The 22,129-nt window shown below is 37.3% G+C and carries 14 protein-coding genes, 1 rRNA gene and 1 pseudogene; 11 read left to right on the top strand and 5 right to left on the bottom strand.

The features are described from left to right. Positions 1–36 precede the first annotated feature (36 nt). The 7 genes from rrf to MUB18_RS21780 all read left to right on the top strand — a co-directional run bounded on the left by rrf (position 37) and on the right by MUB18_RS21780 (position 6,676). A 5S ribosomal RNA gene (gene rrf, locus MUB18_RS21810) occupies positions 37–148 on the top strand. Positions 149–909: 761 nt separating this feature from the next. Beyond that, positions 910–3,048, top strand: coding sequence for a cytochrome-c oxidase, cbb3-type subunit I (ccoN, locus tag MUB18_RS21805; RefSeq protein ID WP_248754611.1), 2,139 nt, complete (start codon positions 910–912; stop codon positions 3,046–3,048). Positions 3,049–3,059: 11 nt separating this feature from the next. Next, complete coding sequence (locus MUB18_RS21800; protein ID WP_045753281.1) at positions 3,060–3,251, top strand: hypothetical protein; 192 nt, start codon at positions 3,060–3,062, stop codon at positions 3,249–3,251. Between the two features lie 2 nt (positions 3,252–3,253). After that, a complete protein-coding gene (locus MUB18_RS21795; protein ID WP_248754610.1) occupies positions 3,254–4,123 on the top strand; it encodes a cbb3-type cytochrome c oxidase N-terminal domain-containing protein in 870 nt (289 codons plus the stop codon). 10 nt (positions 4,124–4,133) lie between these two features. Then, positions 4,134–5,519, top strand: a complete 1,386-nt coding sequence (gene ccoG / locus MUB18_RS21790; RefSeq protein WP_248754609.1) for a cytochrome c oxidase accessory protein CcoG — start codon at positions 4,134–4,136, stop codon at positions 5,517–5,519. Positions 5,520–5,553: 34 nt separating this feature from the next. Further along, complete coding sequence (locus tag MUB18_RS21785; protein WP_045753284.1) at positions 5,554–5,976, top strand: FixH family protein; 423 nt, start codon at positions 5,554–5,556, stop codon at positions 5,974–5,976. 1 nt (position 5,977) lies between these two features. Then, the gene (locus tag MUB18_RS21780; RefSeq protein ID WP_248754608.1) at positions 5,978–6,676 is read left to right on the top strand and encodes a sulfite exporter TauE/SafE family protein; all 699 of its coding nucleotides are present in this window, start codon (positions 5,978–5,980) and stop codon (positions 6,674–6,676) included. Here the strand turns inward: MUB18_RS21780 and MUB18_RS21775 are convergent. Genes MUB18_RS21775 through MUB18_RS21765 form a run of 3 tightly spaced genes read right to left on the bottom strand, consistent with a single transcriptional unit; the run spans position 6,669 to position 12,485 of the window. Then, a complete protein-coding gene (locus tag MUB18_RS21775; protein ID WP_248754607.1) occupies positions 6,669–8,123 on the bottom strand; it encodes a TolC family protein in 1,455 nt (484 codons plus the stop codon). The two genes, MUB18_RS21780 and MUB18_RS21775, sit on opposite strands and share 8 nt — an antisense overlap. A 10-nt stretch (positions 8,124–8,133) precedes the next feature. Further along, positions 8,134–11,289, bottom strand: a complete 3,156-nt coding sequence (locus tag MUB18_RS21770; protein ID WP_248754606.1) for an efflux RND transporter permease subunit — start codon at positions 11,287–11,289, stop codon at positions 8,134–8,136. A gap of 35 nt (positions 11,290–11,324) precedes the next feature. Then, the gene (locus tag MUB18_RS21765; protein ID WP_248754605.1) at positions 11,325–12,485 is read right to left on the bottom strand and encodes an efflux RND transporter periplasmic adaptor subunit; all 1,161 of its coding nucleotides are present in this window, start codon (positions 12,483–12,485) and stop codon (positions 11,325–11,327) included. 247 nt (positions 12,486–12,732) lie between these two features. On the opposite strand from MUB18_RS21765, the gene cls reads away from it, so the two are divergent. Both cls and MUB18_RS21755 read left to right on the top strand, forming a co-directional pair. Next, the gene (gene cls, locus MUB18_RS21760) at positions 12,733–14,220 is read left to right on the top strand and encodes a cardiolipin synthase (protein ID WP_248754604.1); all 1,488 of its coding nucleotides are present in this window, start codon (positions 12,733–12,735) and stop codon (positions 14,218–14,220) included. Between the two features lie 91 nt (positions 14,221–14,311). After that, on the top strand, positions 14,312–17,038 hold the full coding sequence (locus MUB18_RS21755) for a carboxypeptidase regulatory-like domain-containing protein (protein WP_248754603.1): 2,727 nt from the start codon (positions 14,312–14,314) through the stop codon (positions 17,036–17,038). Positions 17,039–17,099: 61 nt separating this feature from the next. Here MUB18_RS21755 and MUB18_RS21750 read toward each other — a convergent pair whose 3' ends face one another. Together MUB18_RS21750 and MUB18_RS21745 are read right to left on the bottom strand one after the other, a co-directional pair. Further along, positions 17,100–18,101: a YihY/virulence factor BrkB family protein gene (locus tag MUB18_RS21750; protein ID WP_045753291.1), complete on the bottom strand. Its 1,002-nt coding sequence runs from the start codon at positions 18,099–18,101 to the stop codon at positions 17,100–17,102. 72 nt (positions 18,102–18,173) lie between these two features. After that, positions 18,174–19,943 (bottom strand): AMP-dependent synthetase/ligase, encoded by a 1,770-nt coding sequence (locus MUB18_RS21745; RefSeq protein ID WP_248754602.1) that lies wholly within the window; start codon positions 19,941–19,943, stop codon positions 18,174–18,176. Between the two features lie 189 nt (positions 19,944–20,132). Here MUB18_RS21745 and MUB18_RS21740 point away from each other — a divergent pair, with 189 nt between their 5' ends. Together MUB18_RS21740 and MUB18_RS22070 are read left to right on the top strand one after the other, a co-directional pair. After that, positions 20,133–20,633, top strand: a complete 501-nt coding sequence (locus MUB18_RS21740; RefSeq protein WP_094772862.1) for a hypothetical protein — start codon at positions 20,133–20,135, stop codon at positions 20,631–20,633. Between the two features lie 81 nt (positions 20,634–20,714). Then, positions 20,715–22,083, top strand: a pseudogene (locus MUB18_RS22070) (IS3 family transposase). The last annotated feature ends 46 nt before the right edge of the window (positions 22,084–22,129 follow it).

Below are 22,129 nucleotides of genomic sequence, written 5' to 3'. Positions count from 1 at the left end.
ATTGTATATTTCATTCTTATGACTAATAAAAACATTTTAGGTGCCTATATCGGCGGTGTCTACCTCTTCCCATTCCGAACAGAGCAGTCAAGCCCGCCAGAGCCGATGGTATTGCCGTAACAGGTGGGAGAGTAGGTCGGTGCCTTTTTTTATACAGAAGCCCTTGCTAAACAGTAGGGGCTTTTTTGTGCGCTAAACTTTTTCTCCCTTTCGGATGCAGCATAGCCCAATCTCATTGCTTTAGAACAAGCCATTCCGCTGCTGCAGGTATAATCAATAGCGCTGCTTCCGGAACGATGCCGATGCAGCAATCAAGCCTCCTGCTGCCGCAGATAACCCATTTCACATCCAAAGATATCGACTTGCTACGGCAGTACTGCAGACGTAGCACACTTACATTTCTTCTCCTTCATGTCCGACCTGGTTCCGGATATGGCTATTGGCGGCACGGTTCCACTTCAAGCTCATCCTCCATATCCACGGCAGGCAACTCCTGCTTTTGAAATACGCTTATAGCTCACCCCGTGAACTGCCGAAGAATCGGTGATATCCTGCTTTCTATTCAGCTAGCTGAACTATGTTGCTAGTTAGCTGATGATCCTGTAGGTGAATAAGCCTATTGGTAATGCATAAGTTGAGTATCTTCTTTCATCATGTCAATAACATTCAGACCAATGTTAAAGTCATATAGCTTGGTATTTCATCGTTCTAAGTACAACATATTGACCTATAAAATCAATAAATTCTACCACGATTTATACTAATTGCTATTTTAATATTTAGACTCGGACAAATTCGTTACATGTGTGTGATAAAAGTGTGACGAATGTTATTTTTTTTGGTTATCGTCATCATTCTAATGTCATAAAACAAGCTCTACTTTTGATTAAGAAATCAATATTATAAGTAATGCAGTTAGAGCAGTTTAATTATGACAACAAGATTGTCAGAAATTTCGGTATCGCTACCATTATTTGGGGGATAGTTGGTATGTCCATCGGACTACTTGTAGCTACTCAACTGGTATGGCCTGCGATGAATTTTGGAATTCAATTTTCCACTTTTGGTCGAATCCGACCTGTTCATACAAATGCGATTATCTTCGCGTTTGTCGGTAATGCAATTTTTATGGGTGTTTATTATTCGTTGCAACGTGTGTTAAGAGCACGTATGTTCAGTGATGCACTCAGCAAGATTCATTTCTGGGGTTGGCAGTTGGTCATTGTAGCTTCGGCTATTACATTACCTCTTGGCTTGACGACAAGTCATGAATATGCGGAGATGGAATGGCCTATTGATCTTGGTATCACAATAATTTGGGTGGTATTTGGTATCAATATGTTTGGTACAATTATAAAACGTAGAGAGCGACATATGTATGTAGCGGTCTGGTTTTATATTGCCACATTTGTTACTGTTGCCGTATTACACATTGTCAACTCTGTGCAGCTACCTGTATCGGGTTGGAAAAGTTATTATGTGTATTCTGGTGTTCAAGATGCATTAGTACAATGGTGGTACGGACATAATGCTGTTGCATTTTTCTTGACTACTCCTTTCTTAGGTATGATGTATTACTTTTTACCTAAAATGGCAAATCGTCCTGTTTACTCGTACAAATTGAGTATTCTTCACTTCTGGTCATTGATCTTCATTTATATTTGGGCTGGTCCCCATCACTTATTGTACACTGCTCTTCCGGGCTGGGTTCAATCTTTAGGTGTAGCATTTTCCATTATGTTGATTGCTCCGAGCTGGGGTGGTATGATCAATGGTTTATTGACACTTCGTGGGGCATGGGACAAAGTACGTACTGAGCCTATTCTCAAATTTATGGTGGTTGCCCTGACCTGTTATGGTATGGCTACTTTCGAAGGACCTATGCTATCGCTGAAACAAGTGAATGCAATTGCCCATTTTACAGATTGGATAGTAGCTCACGTACATGTTGGCGCTTTGGGATGGAATGGATTTATGACTTTTGCAATTTTGTATTGGTTGATCCCGCGTATATATAAGACAGAGTTGTATTCTAAAAAATTGGCTTCTGTTCACTTTTGGATCGGTACACTTGGAATTTTATTTTATGCTATTCCGATGTACTGGGCTGCAGTAGTGCAAGGTTTGATGTGGAAAGAATTTACACCAGAAGGTGTGCTGAAGTATCCAAATTTCCTTGCAACAACATTGGAAATTATCCCTATGCATATGATGCGTGCTGTCGGTGGTGCGTTATATCTGAGTGGCGCTATTTTAATGACGTTCAACTTAGTAAAAACTATGCGCCAAGGTAAGTTATTGGCCGATGAACCTGCTCAAGCACCTGCTTTGTTGCCGGTGACGACCAATGAACAATCTAAGCATAGACGTTTGGAACGTAAACCCGTTATGTTTATGGTATTGGCATTGATTGCTATTTTGATCGGTGGTATTGTGGAGATGATCCCTACATTTACGATTTCGTCTAACATACCAACTATCGCAAGTGTAAAACCATATACGGCATTGGAACTCCAAGGTAGGGATCTATATATTCGTGAAGGTTGTGTCAACTGTCATACGCAATCGATTCGTCCATTCCGTTCAGAGACTGCACGATACGGTGAATATAGTAAGGCGGGTGAATATGTTTATGATCATCCATTTTTATGGGGATCAAAACGTACTGGTCCAGATTTACATCGGATCGGTGGCAAATATCCAAATAAGTGGCACTTTGATCACCTCTTAGATCCAACGATCACTTCTCCTGGTAGCATTATGCCTACGTATCCTTGGTTGATTGATCAAGAATTAGATAATTCTTTGCTGACAGCTAAATTGGAAGCCATGAAAAAATTAGGGGTTCCTTATACAGATCAACAGATTGCTCAAGCTCAGTCAGCTTTAGATAAACAAGCTCAGGAGATCGCTGCTGATTTGAAAAAGAATCAAGTAAATGTATTGCCAAATCGTGAAATTATAGCCATGATTGCATATTTACAACGATTGGGTACAGATATTAAAGCTGAACCCAAAGTGGCTGGAAAAGTTGATGAACTCAATTAAAATAAAGGATTATGTTCAAACAGATAACAAATTTAAATGGTAGCGAACTGTATCTGATCGCTTCATTATGGATATTTCTAGTATTCTTCATTATTGTCGGAATTATGTTATTCAGAATGAATAAAGAGCATATTTCATATATGAAGGAACTTCCGTTCCAAGAGGATGATATTAATAAAAGTGAGTCATCAGATAGTTTATAAATATGAGTTTATTTTTAAATATTACAGTTTTAAATGCGGCAGCATGGGGCATTGGCTCAGGCAATATGTATCAAGATATTTTAGTTGTTGTACTTATTGTTGTCATGATTGCTTTACTAGCTACAGCATTGATCGTGAATAAGGCCATGCGTTCTATTCTGCGTATCACAATGCCGGAAGTTTTAAAGGAAGAACAAGTAACTAAAGTTAAGAGAAAAGAGTCGCGAAAAGCTTCTTGGAATAAATTATTGGGTTTACGTCCAATTTCTGAAGAGAAAGACTTGATTATCGACCACGAGTATGATGGAATCAGTGAATTGGACAATCCGGTACCTATTTGGTTCAACGCGCTGTTTTATTCGACCATGACTTTCGCAGTTGTTTACATTCTGATCTACCATGTATTTGGCTGGGGACTTAATCAGAATCAAGAGTACGTTCAGGAGATGGAAAAGGCGGAAATTGCAAAGCAGGAATATTTAGCACAGGCAGCTAATTTAATTGATGAATCCAGTGTGCTCTTTGATGAGACTAAGCTAGCGGCCGGTAGTGCTGTTTTTCAGGCCAATTGTGTCGCTTGTCATGGTGGAGCTGGAGAAGGCGGTATAGGTCCAAACTTAACGGATAAATTTTGGCTACATGGCGGCGAAATTAAGGATATTTTTAAAACGGTTAAATATGGTGTTCCTGATAAGGGGATGGTCCCTTGGGAACAGACACTGACTCCAGGACAGATTGCCGAGGTGAGCAGTTATATTATTTCCCTCCGTGATACAAAACCTGCAAATCCAAAGGAACCTCAAGGAACTGAGGTAGCATACCAAGCTGCAGATGCGAAAGCTGCAGCAACAGATTCGACAAAAGTTCAATAACATTATATTTATGAAAGCAGTAGCGACAAATTTTCCTGAGACTCCGAATAATAATAAGACAAAACGTGCCTGGATATATGCAAAGAAGCCTTCGGGACAATTATATGTGATAAGGCAATGGGTCGGGTATGGGTTGCTACTGTTTTTATTTGCAGCTCCTTTTATAAAAATAGGAGGTGAGCCATTTTTGATGTTCAACATCTTGGAACGGAAGTTCAGTATTCTAGGGAGCATTTTTTATCCTCAGGATTTACACATTTTTGTTTTTGGGATGTTGATCGTGATGGTTTGTGTTGTTTTATTTACTGTTGTTTTTGGTCGTATCTGGTGTGGCTGGACTTGTCCTCAAACGATTTTTATGGAGCTGATTTTTCGGAAAATTGAGTATTGGATTGAAGGGGATTGGCAGCAACAAAAAAAATTGAATGAAGGTCCTAATACTGATGAGAAGAAATTTAAAAAGATATTAAAACATAGCATATTTCTATTGATTTCATTTTTAATATCCAATATCTTTTTATCCTACATCATTGGAGTAGATGCGCTTTATAAAATTGTTACCGACCCGCTGGATCAGCATTTGGGAGGATTATTTGCTATTATCATATTCACCTTTGTTTTTTATGCTGTATTTGCCCATATTAGGGAAATTGTCTGTACCACGATTTGTCCATATGGAAGGTTACAGGGTGTATTGCTCGATGATCAAAGTATAACCGTCGCTTACGATCATCGTCGTGGTGAACCTCGTGGTAAACAAAAAAAGGATATACAGGAAGTAAAGGGAGATTGCATTGATTGCCAAATTTGTGTTCATGTGTGTCCTACTGGCATTGATATTCGAAATGGTTTGCAAATGGAGTGTGTGAGCTGTACGGCTTGTGTGGATGCTTGTGATGCTGTCATGGAAAAAATTGGTAAGCCTAAAAAGCTGATCGGTTTTTATACGATGGGTGAAATTCAAGGAACTGTCACTAAAAGAAGTAATACAAGAGCGATCGCGTATTCGGTTGTATTAGTGGCATTGATCTCTGTTTTTGTTTCGCTGATCATAATGCGTTCAGATGTCGGTGCTACTTTATTAAGAGCTAAGGGAAGTTCCTATCAATTACGGGATGATCAGACTATCAGTAATCTATATTCACTCGAATTAGTAAATAAGAGTGCATCAGAAATGCCGTTCAGATTAGTTCCTGAGGATGAAAAATTAAAAATTCAGGTTGTAAATCCGATAAAGACATTGGCTAAAGGTGGAACTGCCTCATTAAGTTTTTTCCTAATCATTAATAAGGATGATGTGGAGAAATATAAGGAGAACGTGAAAATAGCTGTCTATTCTGGAGATCGAAAAGTTGAGACACTTAAAACGACATTTATTGCTCCTCCTGGTATGTAAATTTATAGAAATTGTAAAATAAGAAAAATAGCAGATGAATTGGGGTGGTAAAATATTTTTAAGTTTAGGTGTATTTATGTTGTGTATCATAAGTGCTGGGATTTATATGGTAAGCCATGATACGGATACATTAGAAGATACGGATTATTATGAGCAGGGTTTAAACTATGATCAAGTTTATAATAAAAAAGAAAATGTGGTTACGCATCGGGCTAAACCTATTGTAAAAATCAGTCAGGATACCTTGTATATTGAATTTGTCCATGCAGCAAATAAAGGAAACTTAATCTTTAAGCGACCTTCTGATAGTAGTATTGATTTACAATTACCCTTTGAGACCAATTCTACCTTATACCAATTACCGATTTCGAGTTTGAAAAAAGGGACTTGGAATTTGGAAATCGTCTGGAAGAGTGGTGGATTGGATTTTTTAACAGATCAACAATTGCATTTGTAAGATGAGCTATCTGTATTTTGCGTTTTTTATGGGTCTATTTGGAAGCATTCATTGCGCTGTCATGTGCGGACCTTTACTTCTTGCGATACAAGGTAGTCAAGAATTGACTTGGAAAATAGCTCTAAATAAACTATTCTATCAAGTTGGAAGAATACTGACTTATGGTATTTTTGGTTTCGTACTTGGTCTGGTTGGTAAAATCGCTTCTATCCAAGGATGGCAAATGGGATTGAGTCTTTTTACAGGAATCATATTGCTCATTATAGGGTTGGTTCAATTATTTAAGATTAAAAATGAAGGTTTTATAAAATTACAAATGCGTTTTGTTCAACCAATAGCCAAAATAATGGGAAGGTGGCTCTATAGACCAGGTGGGAGTTTTTTTGCTGGAGTTTTAAATGGAATCTTACCCTGTGGTATGCTGTACATGGCAGCTGCAGCAGCGATGAATACATCGTCTAGTCTGACAAGTTTTTACTTCATGATCATGTTCGGTTTAGGAACACTTCCCTTGTTATTAGTCTTTTCTTTCTTAGGGAATTTTATTCGAACATATTTTAAAATGAATTTTTCGAAATGGTTACCCTTCCTTTATATTTTGATGGGAATCTGGTTCTTATTACGGGGTGCAAATTTAGATATTCCATATTTAAGTCCATTGCTCCATGTTGATGGAGCAATAAACTGTCATATTACATAGATGTTGCCCAACCGCCACCTAAAGATTTGTATAATTCGACAAAAGAATCCAATTGAGAATGCTTGATCGAAACTAAATTCAATTCAGATGTCAGTGCATTGGATTGGGCTGTTATGACCTCCAGATAGGTTGCATATCCAGATTTAAATAATAAGTTGGCATTTTTCACGGCCAAGTGTGAATTGGCAACTCGGGCTTCGGCTAATACCAATTGTTCTTTTAATTTGGTGAGTGAGGTGAAACTATTGGATACTTCATTTACGGATCTCAAGACAGTTTTTTGTAAATTTATTTCGGCTTTCTCGCGCTCTAATTTTGAGACTTCGTAAGCTGTTTTTAATTTTCTGTTTTTGAAAATCGGCATTGTCACATTTCCTAGTGCCGACCCCAGTAAAGAACCTGGGATATTAAACCAATTTTCAGGTAACATCGAATTTAGTCCCAGTGTACCACCAAGCGTCAATGATGGATATCTCAAAGCTTGATTTATATTCATTTGCGCATTCGCCGCTATCAAGTCTAGCTCTGCTTCTCTAATATCGGGTCTATTACGGATTAAGTCTAACGGTGATCCTAAAGAAATTTTAGATTCATCAATTAAATGTTGTAAGCTTTTTCCACGAGCGATTTTATCGGGCATTTTTCCTGTCAGCTCCAATAACGAATTTTCTTGAATTTGGATCTCCTGTTCCAACTGTGGTACTAATGAAGCGGCAAGCAGTCGTTGAGACTGAGTTTGCTGAATGGCTAATGATGTGATCTCACCTGCATCAAACTGCAACTGAATCATTCTTAATGTACTGTCATTAAGTTGTACATTTCGAAGAGCTACTTCAATTTGGGCATCCAAAGTCAACAGGTTAAAATAACCTTTTGCGATATTGGCAATCAAGCTTGTTTGTATCGCTTTTTTTGCTTCAGTAGAGCCCAGAAAATTGGCTAATGCCTCTTCTTTTTGAGCGGATATTTTACCCCAGATGTCGATTTCCCAACTTAAGCTCAAAGTGGTTAAGTATTGTGATTGTGTTTTGAAAAGATTATTTTTTGCGTCTTTTCCGTCATAAATTTTAGAGGCAGGTCCTGCATAATAATTCTTGGATCTCCATTCTTGTCCAACACCTGCAAGTGTGGCATCTAATTGTGGAAGATAGCCGGCTTTTGATTGTGACAATTGACGATTGGCGATTTGAATATTTAAAATTGCGCTACGCATATCGTAATTATTGGCTAATCCAGCATCAATAAGCTGAACTAGGCTCGAATCCGTGAAAAAATTGCGCCAATCGACTTGAGCAAGTGTTTCCATACTATCCTGATAAGTGGAGTCAGCACGAAATTGATCAGGAAGTTGATAATTTGGAGCAGTGTAGCGTTGTCCCATTTTACATGATGAAAATAGGAGTAAAATAGCTGTAAATAAGAAAATATGACGATTGATATGTTGCATGTATAACAGACTAGTTGGATTTAAAATTATTTTTTAAGCGTTCATCTAAGGTTTTGAAGATGATATAGAGTACAGGGATAATGAAAATCCCGAGTAAAACACCAAACAGCATTCCTCCTGCAGCACCGAAACTGATCGAGTGATTACCTTTTGCGGATGGTCCGGAAGACCACATGAGTGGTATTAAACCAGCGACAAATGCAAAAGAGGTCATCAAGATAGGACGCAAACGTAACTTTGCTCCTGCTACAGCGGAATCATAAATACTTAGTCCTTTGTTTCTTTCCTGAACGGCAAACTCGATTATTAATATGGCATTTTTGGCAAGTAGACCAATTAACATAATAACTCCCACCTGTACATATATATTGTTTTCTAAACCCACGAGTAAAATGGTGGCATAGACGCCGACAAGACCTACTGGTATGGATAATAATACTGCCCAAGGTAAGATATAGCTCTCATATTGTGCTGATAACAGGAAGTACACAAAAACAATACTCATGATGAAGATCAGTATAGTCTGAGAACCCGATTCGGACTCCTCTAAGCTCATACCGGTCCACTCATAACTATAATTTCCAGGAAGCTTTTCTACGGCTAATTTTTCAATTGCTTTCATAGCGTCGCCGGTACTATAACCTTCATTTGGGTTAGCATTGATGGTAATGGCATTATATAAATTGTAACGGGTGATGGTTTCTGGACCTACCACCTTTTTTAAGGTGAGTAAGGTGCTGATAGGAACCATTTCATTGTTTTTATTTCTGACAAAAATTGATTTAAAGGATTCGGGATCTGTTCGGTAATCGTAATCTGCTTGTATGTAAACACGATATTGTCGGCCAAAGCGACTAAAATCTCCTGCTTGTACGCGTCCGTAATATGCACGTATGGTAGACATGAGCGATTTAATGTCCACTCCTAATGACTTGGCTTTAACAGCATCAATATCTACTTCATATTGTGGGAAATTTGCTTTAAAGGAAGTATAGGCACTTTTAACTTCGGGTAGCTGATTGATTTCATTGATGAAGGTATCGGCGATACTACTAAAATCTAAAATTTCTCCACCTAATTTATCTTCTAAAACCAATTGAATACCTGCGAAATCTCCGAAACCTTGAACAGTAGGTCGTGGAAATACGTTAAATGTCGCTTCATTGATTACCGAAAGATCCTGACGTATCGTGTCCATAAAGGCTTCAATATCTTTGATTTTTTCTCGTCTATCATAGCTTTTTAGATTAATATAACCTACGGCATATGCAGGACTTGTACTTCCATCTAAAGCATTGTAACCTGATATGGTCGTCATCCCTGCAATATCTGGATTACGCTTTTGTAGAATGCTATCGGCTTGTTTTAAAACTTCTGTTGTTCTTGCCAATGACGCACCTGGTTGCATCGCCAAAGAATAAGTAACGAAACTATCATCTTCAGTAGGAATAAAACTTTTAGGGGCTAATAATAATAGGGTAAATCCGATCGCCGAAATACCGATCAAACCTGTAATGGCAATCTTCTTATTTCGGATTAAATATTTAACACCAACTATATACCGTGATGTTAAGTTGTCAAATGAGGTGTTAAAGGCTGTAAAGAAACGCTTTTTATAGGCGGTAAATTTATTTTTTTCGGATTGTGCTGACGAATCCTCGTGTTCGGGTGCTTTTAAAATCAAGGCACATAATGCTGGACTTAATGTTAAAGCGGTTAGTGCTGAAATTAAAATGGCTGTTGCCAATGTATAGGCAAATTGTCTATAGAATATACCGGCAGGCCCTTCCATAAAACCGACAGGAATAAATACAGCTGCCATCACTAAGGTAATCGATACGATGGCTCCAGAAATCTCTGACATGGTGGAAAGAGTTGCTTCTCGGGCTTTCATACCAGTCTCATGCATTTTTAGGTGAATCGCTTCGACTACAACAATAGCATCATCAACGACGATACCGATCGAGAGTACCAAGGCAAACATGGTCAGTACGTTGAGCGAGAAGCCAAATAGATTGAGAAAGAAAAAGGTACCTATGAGTGAAACAGGAATGGCGATTGCAGGAATGATCGTCGATCTAAAATCTTGTAGAAAGATAAAGACGATAATAAAGACTAATATAAAGGCTTCAAATAGGGTGTGTTTTACTTGAGATATGGATGCATCAATCTGATCTCTAACTGAGTAGGAAACTTCATATTTAATGCCCTCTGGAAATGTCTTGGATAAATCTTCCAATACTTTACGCACTTCAATATCAATATCATGGGCATTTGATCCAGATGTTTGTGTAATATTTAAAGTCAATCCTGGTTTCCCATTTACTTTATTGTCTGAACCTAGATTGGAGGAACCAAATTCAATACGCGCCAAATCGCGTAAGTATAATACAGAACCATCTTCATTTGTTTTGATGACGATATTTTCAAATTCTTCCGGTTGACTGAAGCGTCCTTTATGTTTGATCACGGTTTCAAATACTTCATCGGATGTTTCTCCAAATTTACCTGGTGCTATTTCAAAGTTCTGATCCTTAATTGCTGTAATGACATCGTCTGGTACAAGATTGAATAAAGCTAGTTTTTCAGGATTCAACCACATGCGCATGGAATAATCACGAGCTCCGACGCGTGACACTTGGGCGATACCGTCTATACGAAGTAAAGGTCGGATAATATTGATTTGTGAATATGCTTGTAAGAACGTTTCATCAAACATGCTTTCCTTGGAATCTGCGAAGAGATTAATGGTCATGATGACCCCGGATTGTCGAGGCATAACGGTGATACCAGCTTCATTGACTTCTGAGGGAATAGAGCCTATTGCTTTTGATATTCTGGTCTGAACATTAACAGAGGCAATATCTGGATTAATACCGGTTTTGAAAAATACTTGTACTGAACCTGATCCAGAATTACTGGCTGTAGATCGGATGTAGGTCATATCTTCTACACCATTAATAGCTTCTTCTATGGGTAAGAGAACAGACTTCGCTACTGTCTCTGCATTTGCACCAGGATAACTTAATGAAACGACTACGGAGGGTGGGGCTATTTCTGGAAACCGAGATACGGGTAGCATTTTTAATCCCACGGCTCCTAAGACTACTAAGAGCATGGAGACCACGGTAGCCAATACGGGTTTATTAACAAATGTTTTTAGCATTTATAGATCGTTTATTAAAAATTAAGAAAAGTTGATTATTTGGTTTTGTTGATTGGAATGATGGTGGCACCTTCCGATATTTTGTCAAAGCCCGATAGTAAAATCCGATCTCCGACAGTTAAGCCTTCTGAGATAATGTAGTTGGAATTGGATTTTCCTTCAATTTTAACAGATCTGCGGTGAACAATATTGTTGTTATCAACAACGTATACAAAGGTTTTATCTTGTAATTCTGATGTCGATATCTGTGGTATCTGAATGACACCTTTTTGTGTTTCTACAAATTTGAGAGTACCAGTACTTCCATTACGTAGGATGTTGTCGGTATTCGGAAATGTTGCACGCAACGAGATTGCACCTGTTGTTCTATTTACTTGCCCGTTGACTGCATCTACTTTACCTTTTCGGCCATAAGATTCGCCATCGGCTAGTAATAGGGAGACTTCAGGGAAAGCAAGTTTTCTAATTTTTCCGCTTTGGGAATAAATAGAATCTTTTACATCTTGTTTTGCTTGTTTTTTACTGAAATATAAGAAATCGGATTCACTCATAGAAAAATAGACATAGACTTCCTGAACATCAGAAAGGACTGTTAAAGATTGGGAGTCATTTTTGGTCACTAAATTTCCGACACGTTTTGGTATACGTCCGATATAACCCGATACAGGTGCTTTGATAGTCGTAAATTGTTTATCGATGTCGGCGGAACGTACAGCAGCTGAGGCTTGCTGTAAGGATGCTTTGGCGACATCAAACTCAGATTGGGCAGATTTTAATCGTACTTCTGAAATTACCTCGTTTTCGACTAAAGGGCGAAGGCGCTCCATTTCTAATCTTGCATTTTGTAATTTTGCTTTAGCTACATTTTCTGTAGCAACCATATTATTTAATATTTCATCGTAAGCAGATGCATTTATTTTAAATAATTTTTGACCAGCTTCAACAAAATCGCCCTCATCGACATATATTTCTTCTAAAATTCCTTCTACTTGAGGTCGGATTTCCACATTTACCTTTCCTTCGATAGTACCAATATAATCTTTTATTGTATTCGCAGAACTTGTATCAATTGAGTATATTGGTAGGGCAATAGCATTGTTTTTTTTATCTAATTCTTTAGTACTACCAGAGTTACAGCTAAAAAAGAGTATTCCGGAGGAGGATAGGGCTAGGATAAATAGTGTGAATTTATTCATAAATATTGTATAGTGGTTAATTGTTAATTAACTTTTGACTTTTAAATTATTAGGGTGTGTAACATAAATATTGCCAATGTGGCCACCCTTTTTTGATTTAACATTTGTTAACAAATAGGATACAATGATTTGAATCGTCATTTGTAAGTCCAGTAACCTACTGTTGTGTAACTAGCGTGTTACAATAGTTAAAACGTTTAAGATGGAATTTTGTTACTTACAAGGTTAAAAATATGCTAATTTTTTTATGGAAAATTTTATTAATCAACTTGAAATTGATTGGAACCAGGTGTGGCAATGGCTGTTAAATTGGTATTGGCTACCTTTATTTATTTTGTATTTTGGTATAATAAGTACGATACTTATCGAAAATAGAAATCCGACAAAAACAATATCTTGGGTTATGGTGATTGTTTTTCTGCCTGGACTGGGTGTGATTCTTTATTATTTATTTGGTCAAAAGTTTAGAAAATTAAAACGGTTACAGCATATCAATCGGGAGCAGAATACCAAATTACTTGCAGCCTGGCAGGAAAACCTAAATAGAATGGATGAGCAGTTGGAGACAATCCATGAAAAAATCGGTACTTTGTCACGGGTATTTGATTATCTGAAAAATCAAAAATTATCATTTTTTTCCTTAAACAATCGCGTTGAACTGTTTATCAATGGGGAAGAGAAGTTTCCAGTTTTATTGAAGAGACTTCGTGAGGCCAAGCATTCTATCCATATGGAATACTATATTTTTGAGTTGGATCATATTGGTACACAGGTATTAGAAATTTTGGAACAAAAAGCGAAGTCAGGGGTTAAAGTCCGTTTGATCTTAGATAGTTTTGGTTCTCCAGATGTCATTAAATATTTACGAAAAAATCCTCCTAGCTATCCATTTGTTGCATTTCTGCCTGTTAATTTTACATCATTAGCAAATAGCAATTATCGTAATCACAGAAAGATCGTGGTGATTGACTGCCACTACGGTTTTGTGGGAGGGATCAATATATCAGATCGCTATATTAATAGTCCAAATCAAAAGGATTATTGGAGGGATACGGCTATGGCGGTGGAAGGAATTGCGGTGAATAATTTACAAATCCAATTTTGGAACAGTTGGAATCAAACGGACGCTGAACCATTTGTGCTGAGCGAAGAGTATTTGAATTTTAATATTGCCCAAATTCCTGAACGGGCTGCCGTTGCTTTTTCATCAAGTGACCCGGGGTCTGTGGGACCTTTTAATATGGAGGCAATTATATTGGCCATTAATGATGCTAAAGAGAGTATTCAACTGTGCACTCCTTATTTTATTCCGAGTGAACAGTTATCTACGGCTTTGGAGATCGCAGTTTCATCAGGTGTAAAAGTGGAATTGATGTTGCCCGAAAGATCCGATTCGTATATTGTGCAGCATGCTTCCTTCTCCTTTCTAAAACCTCTCTTACAGCGTGGTGTCCAGGTTTATCTCTATAAGAAAGGCTTTATACATGCTAAATCAATCTGTATTGATGGTCAATTGGCTTTAGTAGGAACCGTAAATCTGGATATGCGAAGTTTTTATATCAATTATGAAATATCGAGTATTGTCTCTGATGATGCTTATTGTAAACGTCTGGAACAGCAATTTGAACTTGATAAGGAGGAGTCAGACTTAGTGACCTTATATATATGGGCGCATCGAAAAAAATGGAAAAGAGGTATCGATTCTTTATGCCGACTTTTGGCTCCTTTGCTCTAGATTAAAAAATGTTAAAAACTAATGATACTTACCATATTTAATTAAAATTGAATATATTTATCTATTCTATTTTAATTACCAATAGTATTAGATGAAGTATATAAAATTATTGACGCTTACGATGGGTGTTTGTGGTGCTCAACAAGTTGTTGCCCAGACGACAGACGCTACACTGCCGATCAATACCATAGTCGAAAGAGTACAAAAGTTATTCCAAGTATTTCCTGTAGAAAAAGTACATCTGCATTTTGACAAACCTTATTATGCTGTAGGAGATACCTTGTGGTTTAACAGTTACTTATCACGCAATCTTGCAGAATATGAACCGAGCAAAATCACCTATGTGGAGGTGCTGAATAGCCGAGATTCATTGATCCAGACCTTGAGAATTCCATTGGACAAAGGAGTGGGGGATGGCTACTTGGTATTAGATCCCCAATATCTTGCTCAAGACAATTATCGCTTCAGGGCTTATACAAAATGGATGGGAAACTTCTCTTCCGATTACTTCTTTAATAAAGTCGTTCCTGTTGGTGATGCTATTAATAAAAAGTTGATAACAGATATCTCCTTTATTAATAACGATCAAAATGCGGCCAAAAGTCAGGCTGTTATTCAGTTCAGAGATCCAGTTGGCAAGCTTTTGATTAATTCGAAAGTCAATTGGTCTTTAATATCGGGTTGGGAAACCATCGCTAACGGAAAGGGTGAAACGGATAATCTGGGTAGAATTACGGTGAACTTGAGTGCCAAGGAGAAGGATATTTTGCAGAAAGCATATTTGGAGGTCTCCCTTCTAGAAAATAAAAATGAAAAGCCATTAAAGAGTACATTTTCATTGAAGAACTCGCTTTGGGATGCTGATGTCCAGTTTTTTCCTGAGGGTGGCGATTTGTTAGCGGGTATTGCTAAAAATGTGGCTTTTAAAGCTGTTTCTTCATCGGGAAAGGGTGTGCCTGTTAAAGGTCGTATTTTGGATGGTAAGGGTAAGCAAGTGGCTGAATTTTCAGATTTTGGGCTGGGAATGGGCTATTTTAGCTTGTTGCCTATGGCCAATGAGAAATATGAGGCTGTGATCACTTTTGCGAATGGTCAAGAGCGTAAGTATAAATTGCCTCCGGTGGTTCAGAATAAAGCCAATGTGGTTTATTTGAAGCAAGATGAAACAAATCTGAATATGGCGATTGTGACCAGTGATGAAGATTTTGCTAAATCGCCTAATCAATCGTACTATGTTTTGGTGCAGTCAAATGGTCACCTCGTATATGCAGCTCAGGCTAATCTAAAAAGTGCGTCAGCTCTTATTGTGATTCCGAAAGAACGTCTCCCTAATGGTATCGCTCAGGTGACTTTGTTAAATACTGCTGGTAAAGTAGTCAGTGAGCGGTTAACTTTTGTGAAGAGCGAAAAGTTTTTAGATATTAATTTAGCGGTTAATAAGGAATTGTTTAAGGCTAAAGAAAAGGTTAATTTGAAGCTTTCGGTCTTAAATAATGGTAAAAAGTTTCCAGGAAGTTATTCGATTTCAGTAATCGATGAGTCTAAGGTTCCTTATGATGATAATCAGGATCTGTCGATTGTGAGTAACTTTTTATTGACTTCGGATTTGAAAGGCTATGTGGAGAATCCAAATTCTTATTTTGATGAGAAAAATGCGAATCGAGATAAAGCATTGGATGCTTTATTAATGACGCAGGGTTTCCGTAGATTTGAATATCAAGATCTGATCGCAGAGAAACTCCCTACGTTATCCTTTATGCCAGAACAAGGAATTGAAATTGGTGGAACTTTACGCTTGAATACAGGGCGGACTGTTCCTAACGGTGGATTGTTGTTGTCCATTCCTTCTCGTAGTATTCGTAAAGATACGTATACGGACGACAAGGGACGTTTCTTGTTTAAGGATCTTGTATTTACTGATTCATCCAAAGTGACGGTTAATGCGCGTGGAAATGATAATTATCGGAGTATGGTGATCAATATGGATCAAACTTACTTTCCGGAAATCGATAAGAATAATGCTTATAAAAATAACTTTGTCATGAATATTGACAAAGCAATTGCTCCTTATTTGGAAAATAGCAAGAAGGAATTTAGAACATCAATCTTATTAGATGAAGTTGCGATTACGGGAGTACAGAAAAAAGTAATTACAAATAGGGACTTTCCTTCTATTTCGGGATTATCTATGCCTGAGCACCGTATCGAGGCTGACCGATTAACCGGTTGTAATGTTTTGACCATGTGTCTGACTACATTATTGACGGGTATAACATACGATTCACAGACTCAAAAGTATTATGTCACTCGAGATTATAACAGCGGTAGTCGGGTTCCTGTTCAATTTTTCTTAAATGGAATGGCGATTGACGAACCGGGATTAAATGGTATTAATGTTATTGATATTGAAGGAATTGAAATTTTCTTGAAAGATGATCTGGGAACAGTTTCAAGAATGTATCAAAATAATGGTGTCGTTTCGATTTATACCAAAAAAGTAGAGAAGAAACCAAGAATGTCTTTATCGGAGATTGAAAAATTGTTGCCGAAATCGAATGTGATTGATTTATTCCCATTAGGATATATTAAGGAAAGAAAGTTTTATGTACCTAAATATGAAACAGCAGAAAGCAAAGCTGTTAATGATTTGAGAACAACTATATATTGGAATCCAAAAGTGCAGGTTACAGAAACTGGTGAGGCTGCTTTAGAATTTTATAATGCGGATGGAAATGGTCAATATAAAGTTGTCGTGGAAGGTATGGATGAAACGGGTAATGTGGGTAGAAAAGTGATCCATTACCAAGTCAGACAATAGTAAAAGGGTCTTTCATATATCGTGAAAAGGGAGTGCTTCATTTTAGAAGCACTCCCTACTTTTATTTAAGAACTTGAATAATTTCACCTTCTTTGGCATCGGCATCTTCACCGACTTTTTTGGTCCGTTCTGTCTGTTCAATCATGACTGCAAATGAGGAGGGTTCGATACCTCCGCCCAGTTTTTGAGCATAAAATTTGGTGAATTCAGCACCGAAATATAAGATTGCTGCTGAATAATAGATCCATAATAACATGACAATGATTGAACCAGCTGCTCCATATAAACTTGCTGTAGAGGATAGAGAAAGGTATAATGATATCAAATATCTTCCCAACATAAATAACAAGCTCGTGAATATTGCGCCACCTAGGATATCCTTAAATTTTACTTTGGCATCCGGGAGAAATGAAAAAATAAAACCGAATAGCGTGACAATGACGACAAAGGTGATCCCGGTATTGACCCAGTCAATTAACGTGATGGGTATAAAAGGTAAGTATTGTATAACTAAATTTGTAACAGCTGCGATCACCCCATTGATCATTAGAGAAGCAATTAATAAGAATCCCAATGCAATGATGATGGAAAATGAGATCAGGCGATTAATGATCAATTTTAGCCATCCTTTTTTAGGTTTAGGTTTTACTTTCCATATCTGATTGATGGAATCTTGTATATCTACAAAAAGTGTCGTTGAACTGATAATAAGTGTTACAACCCCTACTGTGATCCCTATGTTGGATTTATTTTCAAAATTTATTTTTTGAATATAAGATTGAATTTGAAGTGTTACATCTTTTCCAAACAGGACCATAAGTTCATCAAAAACTTCCTTTTGCGCAGATGTTTCTTGGCTGAGATGTTCGCCATAAAAGAAACCGATACACCAGATGACTATGATTAATAACGGACCGATGGAGAAAATGGTATAGTATGCTAATGAGGCACTTTTTTTCATGCAATTGTCATCCATAAAACCATTAAAGGCGTCATAGACTAATCGTAAAACTTGTTTCCAGTAAGTGTGTGTGAATAGATCTTTAAAGTATACTTCTTTCATATGGTGAGTCGCAGATAAAACAAATTTTTTTTCAGAAAACACCCCCTATTTTTAGATAGGGGGATATTTTGTTTAGCTATTTTCTTGATAGATTTTTTCAATTTTTTCTTCATTCTCTTTCAGAATGATTTTTCTTTTTAAACTGAGTTTTGGTGTTAATTGACCTTCATCAATGGTCCATTCCTTGGCTAGTAGGACGAATTTTTTAATTTTTTCCCAGTGACCAAATTCGGTGGATAATCTTTCTACTTCTTGATTATATTTTTCGATTACTTTTGGATTTTTGATGGTCTCTTCTTTCGAAACGACTGGAATGCCTTTATGTTTCATCCATTTTTCAATTTCTTCAAAAGCGGGTACAATTAATGCGGAAGGAAATTTTCTATTTTCTCCGACGACCATAATCTGGGCAATGAGTGTAGACTCCATAAGTTTTGTTTCAATTGCTTGAGGTGCTACATATTTGCCTCCTGCGGTTTTAAACATTTCCTTTTTGCGGTCGGTGATTTTTAAAAATCCATCTGCTGAAATTTCTCCAATATCTCCAGTTTTGAAAAATCCATTTTCATCAAAGGTTTCTTTGGTTGCTTCATCATTTTTGTAATAACCGGAAGTGATACTTGGGCCTTTTACCAAAATTTCACCATCTTGAGCTATTTTTACTTCTAGATTTTTTAATGGTTTTCCGACGGTTCCAAATTTAATACCGGTATCGAAGAACGTGTTTACAGCGATCACTGGTGATGTCTCTGTCAAGCCATATCCTTCAAGAACTTTGATATCGGCTGCCCAAAAAACTCGTGCAAGTCTTTCTTGTAGTGCTGCGCCTCCGGATACGATTATCTTTATATTTCCTCCAAGAGCTTCTTTCCATTTTGAAAAAATTAATTTTCGAGCGATGGCAAGTTTAAAATTGTACCAAGAACTATTTTTCGTAGGTTCTTGATATTGAAGGCCTAGGTTTAATGCCCACATGAATAGTGATTTTTTTATCCCCGTCAAATCTTTTCCTTTGGCTACGATTTTATCATATACTTTTTCTAATACGCGCGGTACTGTTGTAAAGACATCGGGTTTTACTTCATTGATGTCGACCACGATATTATCTAAAGTTTCACAAAAATAGATTTCTACACCTTTTGCATAATACATATAAACAACCATGCGTTCAAAAATATGACAGAGGGGCAAGAAACTGACCGCTTTTTTGAAATCTGATCTGATCAGATGATAGCAGGCTTGGACATTACTTAAAATATTTTTATGGGATAAATATACACCTTTAGGTTTACCTGTAGTGCCAGATGTATAAATTAATGTGAGTAAGTCATCTTCATGGATGGCATCATGATATGGTTTGAGATCGATGTCTAATTTTGCTCCAATTTGATGGAGAGCTTCTAAGTTTTTTTCGTCACCAGTAGTTTCGAAATTATAGATTGGAATGATTAATTGGTGATCGTTCAATGCTTCGGCAACACGTGTTGCAAGTTTGCTGTTACTTGCAAAGATTAATTTTACTTCTGCATCGTTGACAATATACGATAAGTCTTGTGAGGCTAAAGTTGGGTAAAGTGGAACGAGTGCAATGCCCAATTGGTTACAGGCAAAATCGACGATACTCCATTCTGGACGGTTGCCAGACATTAAGGCTACCCGATCTCCTTTTTGTAAACCTAGATTCAATAATGCCTTGCTTAGGCTATTTACACGATCAATAAATTCACTTGCTAAATATGTTTTCCAATGACCTGTTTTATCGCGACCGGCAATAATGGTTTTATCAGAGTATTCGGATATATAATTGGTGATGAGATCAAAAATTCTATTTTGTCGTGCCATAATAAATTTATAATATGTACTTAATTGGGTTATTACTAAGTATTCAAATACAGTCTAATATATGAAAAATGTTTTGATGTGCATTTTTTTATATTTAAAATTGTTGATAACATTTTAACGTTTGTATCGTTTAATTATTGATATTACCTTTGGAAAATTATATTGAAAAACAAATTACGAACATTAAGTATGAAAAAATTATCTTGGATCGTTGGGGTGGCAGTTGGTTTATTGGGGGTAACAAATGAAGCTTTTGCGCAGTTAGATTCTAAAGGTGCCATTGGAGCTCGTTTTGGTTCTGCTCAAGGAATTACCTATAGACATACACTTTCAAATGACCGAGCTGTAGAGGCGCTGTTAAGCATTCAAAGTAACTCTAACTACAGAAGGTTTAGAGTCGTTGGTTTATACGAATACTATAAACCTATTTCATCTGCTTTTAATTGGTATTATGGATTCGGTGGTGGACTTGGATCTTATAAGGAGAAGGACAAAACAATTGATGGAAAGCGTGTGGAACATGATTCGGAATTGGCACTTAGTATCGATGGAATCATTGGAATTGAATATAATATTCCAGAAACTCCATTTCAAGTGTCTTTGGATGTAAAACCCTATTTTGATTTTTTACAATCCAGTTCGATTAAATTAATAGATCCAATTGGGTTTTCTTTCCGTTATAAATTTTAGTACTCGATGTAAACAATAAAAGGCTGTCCTACCATCGGTGCAGTGCCCCCAAAAAGTTAGACACTTTCTGGGGGCATTTTTATGAATAAGAAAAACAAGCACAGTTTTGAATTTAAGTTGAGCTGTGTTAGACAAATGGATGAGCATTATCGTTCTGCAAAGTCTTTGGGAGAAGAATTCGGGATTACGTATTCTTTGTTTGAGACGTGGTACAAAATATATAAGTATCAGGGGGAATCGGGGCTACTTCCCAGGAAAGGGAAAAGACACTTTAGTGCTTCTTTTAAGCTTTCTGTCCTTACTGCAATCCGAGAAGAAAGTTTATCTTTGAAAGAAGCCCGTGTACGCTTTGACCTTTCCTCGGATGCCCATATCATTGAATGGCAGAAAAGGCTGGACAAGTTTGGTCCAGAAGGATTGGAGGCACGGCCAAAAGGGAGACCCTTGATGACAAAGAAAGCAAATCCGCAGATCAAGCGAAAAGTTAGAAAAACGAATAAAGCGCTCACGCGTGAAGAGGAACTTTTGCAGGAGAATGAGTATTTACGTGCAGAAAATGCCCTGCTAAAAAAGCTCAGCGCCTTAGCTCAAGCCGAAAACAAGCGAAAGCCATAATGGAGCTAAGGCATCAATTTGATCTTGATATCCTGCTGAGTTGCGTTAAAATGGCAAGAAGTACTTTCTATTATCATTCCAAGAAGGAGGGACAAGCAGATAAATACGAACAGGTGAAAGCGCAAATCAACAAAGTTTACCATGTACATAAGGGCCGCTTTGGCTATCGCCGCATTACCCTGCAGCTCAAACGGGATGGAGTGGATATGAATCATAAGACCATTCTTAGATTAATGAGGGAAATGGGTTTGAAGAGTCTGATCAGGATAAAGAAATACAGGTCATACCGGGGTGAACTGGGCAAGATCGCCCCCAATATCCTCAACAGGAAATTCCAGGCTGAGGGGCCTTTGCAAAAATGGGCCACGGATATTACTGAGTTCAAAGTCAAGGAAAAAAAGCTGTATCTCTCCCCAATAATTGATCTGTTTAATCAGGAAGTTATAAGTTATGAAATTACTGACAGGCCGGTCTTTAAAGGGGTAATGGATATGCTCAAAAAGGCACTGCCCAAAGCAAGGGGGCATCACAACTGCTTTTACATTCAGATCAGGGCTGGCAATACCAAATGCCTAAATATCAACAGTGGCTCAAAGAAAACGGAATCACTCAAAGCATGTCCAGAAAAGGAAATTGCCTTGATAATGCCGTAATTGAAAATTTCTTCGGAATTTTAAAATCAGAACTGTTTTATCTAAAACAATACGAATCAACAGAGAAGTTAAAAAGCGAAATAGAAGATTATATCTCCTATTACAATAATCAACGGATAAAACTAAATTTAAATGGAATGAGCCCGACAGAATATCGAGCTCATTATTACAAATCTAATTAACTAAATTTGTCCAATATTTTGGGGGCAGTCCATCGGTAAGACAGCC

Source organism: Sphingobacterium sp. PCS056 (assembly GCF_023273895.1).
In the GTDB taxonomy this organism is placed as follows: Bacteria; Bacteroidota; Bacteroidia; order Sphingobacteriales; family Sphingobacteriaceae; genus Sphingobacterium.
The sequence above is the reverse complement of the archived record's forward strand: the minus strand, read 5'-3'. Positions and strand labels throughout refer to the sequence as shown.